The organism is Rodentibacter sp., from assembly GCF_057314195.1.
Genome location: NZ_DBHLAM010000034.1, coordinates 4,677 through 9,071, shown reverse-complemented (window position 1 = coordinate 9,071; position 4,395 = coordinate 4,677). Strand labels below are relative to the sequence as shown.

Here is a 4,395-nt window from a genome sequence, read left to right as displayed (position 1 = left end):
TTCGCTGTATTAGCTAATTTAAAGCAAAAGTAAATTAAATTTAGGAGTATGGCCGATGGCTGTTCAACAAAACAAAAAATCTCGTTCACGTCGTGATATGCGTCGTTCGCACGATGCGTTGACTACTGCTGCAGTATCAGTAGACAAAGCAAGCGGTGAAACTCACTTACGCCATCATGTAACCGCTGATGGTTACTATCGTGGTCGCAAAGTGATTAATAAGTAATTATACTTATAGGTATTCACTTGACTCGTCTAACCTTAGCGTTAGATGTGATGGGCGGGGACATAGGTCCCCGTATTACTATCCCCGCATCTCTCTTAGCATTGGAAAAGGATCCGATGCTATCTTTATTTCTATTTGGCGATAGCCAACAGATCACACACTTACTCGAAAATTGTCCCAAAACTCTTTTAGAGCGCATCCAGATTCAACATTGTAGTCGCACAATTGACAATAATTATGGCATCTCTCACGCATTACGCCATAGCAAAGGCACGTCTATGCGTTTAGCCTTAGAAGCAGTGAAGCTCGGTGCTGCGCAAGGCTGTGTGAGCGCAGGCAATACCGGCGCCTTAATGGGCTTATCCAAAATTTTATTACAACCGCTTAAAGGCATTGCACGCCCTGCATTAGTTTCATTGCTCCCAACTATAGACGGCGAAAAGTCCGTGATGTTAGATCTTGGCGCAAATGTCGAATGCAGTGCGGAAAATCTCTATCAATTTGCTATAATGGGCGCGATTTTTGCCGAAAATCGATTAAATTTAGTGTATCCTCGTGTTGCTTTGCTGAATATCGGCATAGAAGAAATTAAAGGACGTCAATCCATACGTGATGCCGCAAATTTACTTGAAAAATCGAGTCTACTTAACTATATCGGCTTTATTGAAGGCGATATGTTACTTAACGGTAAAACGGATGTGATCGTAAGCGATGGTTTTGCCGGAAATATAGCATTGAAAACGCTCGAAGGCGCGGCAAAAAATATATTATCTTTATTCAAGGGAAAAGAGACATCGTCTCGTTCACGCTGTTTTAAACCTATTTTTGCCAAGATAATACGCCACTTATTTAAAACCACTTATCAACGTTTGAAGCGTATTAATCCTGATGAATATAATGGTGCATCACTGATTGGCTTAACTGCCGTCGTGGTGAAAAGCCACGGCAGTGCTAATGTAAACGCTTTTGCACATGCTATCGCCGATGCCGCTTTTCAAGCTCGCCAGCGACTTCCAGAAAAAATCTTAGCGGGTTTAGCTCGTTATTAATAATTCAATTTATTGATTATGAATAGTAAAATTTTATCCACCGGTAGTTATTTACCGAGTCATATTCGTACTAATGCCGACTTAGAAAAAATGGTCGACACTTCTGATGAATGGATTGTCACCCGCTCGGGTATTCGTGAGCGACGTATTGCTAGCGCCGATGAAACTGTCGCCAGCATGGGGTTTGCGGCGGCAAAAAATGCGATTGAAGCCGCACAAATAAATGCTCAAGACATTGAGCTTATTATCGTCGCGACCACCAGTGGCTCGCACGCTTACCCAAGCGCGGCATGCCAAATACAGGGAATGCTAGATATTGAAGACGCAATTTCCTTTGATTTGGCGGCAGCTTGCACCGGTTTTGTATATGCGTTAGGCGTGGCCGATCAATTTATTCGTACAGGCAAAGTGAAAAAGGCATTGGTCATTGGTTCTGATCTTAATTCTCGTAAACTTGATGAAGCCGATCGTAGCACTGTAGTCCTATTCGGCGACGGCGCCGGTGCGGTGCTCTTAGAAGCTAGCGAACAGGAAGGCATCATTTCTACCCATTTACACGCTTCAGCAGATAAAAAAGCCGCCTTAGTACTACCGCAACCGGAGCGTGGCGAAGCCAAATCAGGCTACATTGAAATGCAAGGCAACGAGACCTTTAAACTGGCCGTACGCGAGCTTTCCAACGTAGTGGAGGAAACGCTTGCGGCCAATAACTTAGATAAAAAAGACATTGACTGGTTAGTACCGCATCAGGCGAATTTACGTATTATCACGGCGACCGCAAAAAAGCTGGAAATGGATATGTCGCAAGTGGTGGTAACCTTAGATAAATACGCCAACAACAGCGCTGCAACAGTACCGGTAGCATTGGATGAAGCAGTGCGCGATGGACGTATTCAACGCGGTCAATTGCTTTTATTAGAAGCTTTTGGTGGTGGTTGGACTTGGGGTTCGGCATTAGTGAGATTCTAATTATTTTGATAAAATAACGGTCGGATTACGTTGAAAGTGCGGTTGATATTAACCGCATTTTTTATATTTAAAATCAGACGGAACTCATTCCATCAAAAAAGATTTTGATTTAAACCTAAAAAGCAGGAAAACAAAATGAAAAAATTTGCAATGGTCTTTCCAGGACAAGGCTCCCAAGCGGTTGGTATGCTTGCTGAGCTTGCGACTGAATACCCAATTGTGACCGAAACATTCAAACAAGCTTCTGATGTGCTGGGCTATGATTTATGGCAATTAGCACAGCAAGGCCCTACAGAAGAACTCAATAAAACCTGGCAAACCCAGCCTGCACTGCTAGCCGCTTCGGTGGCGGTTTATCGCGTATGGCAAGAAAAATATCCGCAATTCAAACCAGAAGTAATGGCGGGACATAGCTTAGGCGAATATTCCGCCTTGGTATGCGCCGGCGCATTAGATTTTCAAGATGCCGTTAAATTGGTGGAATTGCGCGGTAAACTTATGCAACAAGCCGTACCTGAGGGCACCGGCGCCATGTACGCGATTATTGGGCTAGATAACGACGCCATTATTAATGCTTGCAAACAAGCCGAGCAAGGCAATGTGGTTTCTGCGGTGAACTTTAATTCACCTGGACAAGTAGTGATTGCTGGTGCAAAAGCAGCGGTAGAGCGTGCTGCCGCATTATGTAAAGAAGCGGGAGCCAAACGCGCGTTACCATTATCGGTGAGCGTGCCTTCCCATTGCGTATTAATGAAACCAGCGGCGGATAAATTAGCGTTGACCTTAGAAAAGATCGCTTTATCCGCACCGCAAACCGCCGTGATTAATAATGTTGATGTAGAGAAGGCTTCAGTGAGCAGCGCGATCAGCACCGCATTGATTCGCCAACTGTACAATCCTGTTCGTTGGACGGAAACCGTAGAAAAAATGGCGCAAGAAGGCATTCAAGTACTGGTTGAAATCGGCCCGGGCAAAGTGTTGAGTGGTTTAACCAAACGCATCGTTGCCGATTTGCAAGCCGCATCAGTAAATGACATCACATCGCTCAATGCGATCGAAGAATTATTAGCGTAAAAGGAAAGAAAAATGCAAGGTAAAATTGCTTTAGTAACAGGCGCAACGCGTGGTATTGGCCGAGCGGTAGTGGAAGAATTAGTCGCCAAAGGAGCGTTTGTAATTGGTACGGCGACGTCTGAAAAAGGCGCAGAATCAATTTCCGCTTATTTAGGTGATAAAGGCAAAGGGCTAGTTTTGAATGTAACCGATATTACATCCATCGAGGCTATGTTAGAGAAAATCAAAAGCGATTTTGGCGATATCGATATTTTAGTGAATAATGCCGGTATCACACGCGATAATTTGTTAATGCGTATGAAAGATGATGAATGGTTCGATATTATACAAACTAATTTAAGTGCGGTTTATCATCTTTCCAAAGCGGTGCTGCGTAGCATGATGAAAAAACGTTTCGGACGAATTATTAATATCGGTTCGGTTGTAGGCTCAATGGGTAATCCGGGACAAACCAATTATTGTGCGGCAAAAGCGGGTGTAATCGGCTTTTCAAAATCTCTTGCAAAAGAAGTGGCGGCACGTGGTATTACCGTGAATGTGGTGGCGCCGGGCTTTATCGCAACAGACATGACCGAGGTGCTAACGAACGAACAAAAAGCAGGGATTCTTTCTAATGTTCCGGCGGGGCGTTTAGGCGAAGCTAAGGATATCGCAAAAGCGGTGGCTTTCTTGGCTTCCGAAGATGCTGCGTATATTACCGGTACGACATTACATGTAAATGGCGGCTTATATATGAGCTAACTCCTTGACAGGATAAGTCATTTTAGGTTGGCGGATTTCCCCTATAAAATCGTAGCCAAAGGTTTTAGATAGTGTTAGAATCTGCCCCGCATCATAGCTTGGTTACGTCTTGAGCGTATGCAAAGATATGTAACTATTTTCGCTGTATGTGTTTTTACTTGCCCTTTCGTGGTGCGACCACTCAATAAAAAGGTTGCAAGGTTGTCAAAAATTCATACACTAACCGCTCAGCAATGAGTTATTACAACATAGGAAAAACAAATGAGCATTGAAGAACGCGTAAAAAAAATCATCGTTGAACAATTAGGTGTTAAAGAAGAAGACGTAAAACCAGAA

Annotated in this window: 5 protein-coding genes and 1 pseudogene; all 6 read left to right on the top strand. The window is 43.7% G+C overall.

Translation table 11 applies throughout. From position 1 onward, the window contains the following. The first annotated feature begins 55 nt into the window (after positions 1 to 55). Positions 56 to 226, top strand: a complete 171-nt coding sequence (rpmF, locus tag ACO59Y_RS05205) for a 50S ribosomal protein L32 (RefSeq protein WP_005544470.1) — start codon at positions 56 to 58, stop codon at positions 224 to 226. A gap of 20 nt (positions 227 to 246) precedes the next feature. Then, the gene (plsX, locus tag ACO59Y_RS05200; RefSeq protein WP_486131255.1) at positions 247 to 1,275 is read left to right on the top strand and encodes a phosphate acyltransferase PlsX; all 1,029 of its coding nucleotides are present in this window, start codon (positions 247 to 249) and stop codon (positions 1,273 to 1,275) included. An 18-nt stretch (positions 1,276 to 1,293) separates the two neighbouring features. Continuing rightward, positions 1,294 to 2,244, top strand: coding sequence for a beta-ketoacyl-ACP synthase III (locus ACO59Y_RS05195; RefSeq protein WP_486131253.1), 951 nt, complete (start codon positions 1,294 to 1,296; stop codon positions 2,242 to 2,244). Between the two features lie 135 nt (positions 2,245 to 2,379). Further along, positions 2,380 to 3,318: an ACP S-malonyltransferase gene (gene fabD / locus ACO59Y_RS05190; protein WP_486131251.1), complete on the top strand. Its 939-nt coding sequence runs from the start codon at positions 2,380 to 2,382 to the stop codon at positions 3,316 to 3,318. Positions 3,319 to 3,330: 12 nt separating this feature from the next. Next, a complete protein-coding gene (gene fabG / locus ACO59Y_RS05185) occupies positions 3,331 to 4,059 on the top strand; it encodes a 3-oxoacyl-ACP reductase FabG (protein WP_486131249.1) in 729 nt (242 codons plus the stop codon). Positions 4,060 to 4,320: 261 nt separating this feature from the next. Further along, a pseudogene (locus ACO59Y_RS05180) lies at positions 4,321 to 4,395 on the top strand (acyl carrier protein); the annotation flags it as partial.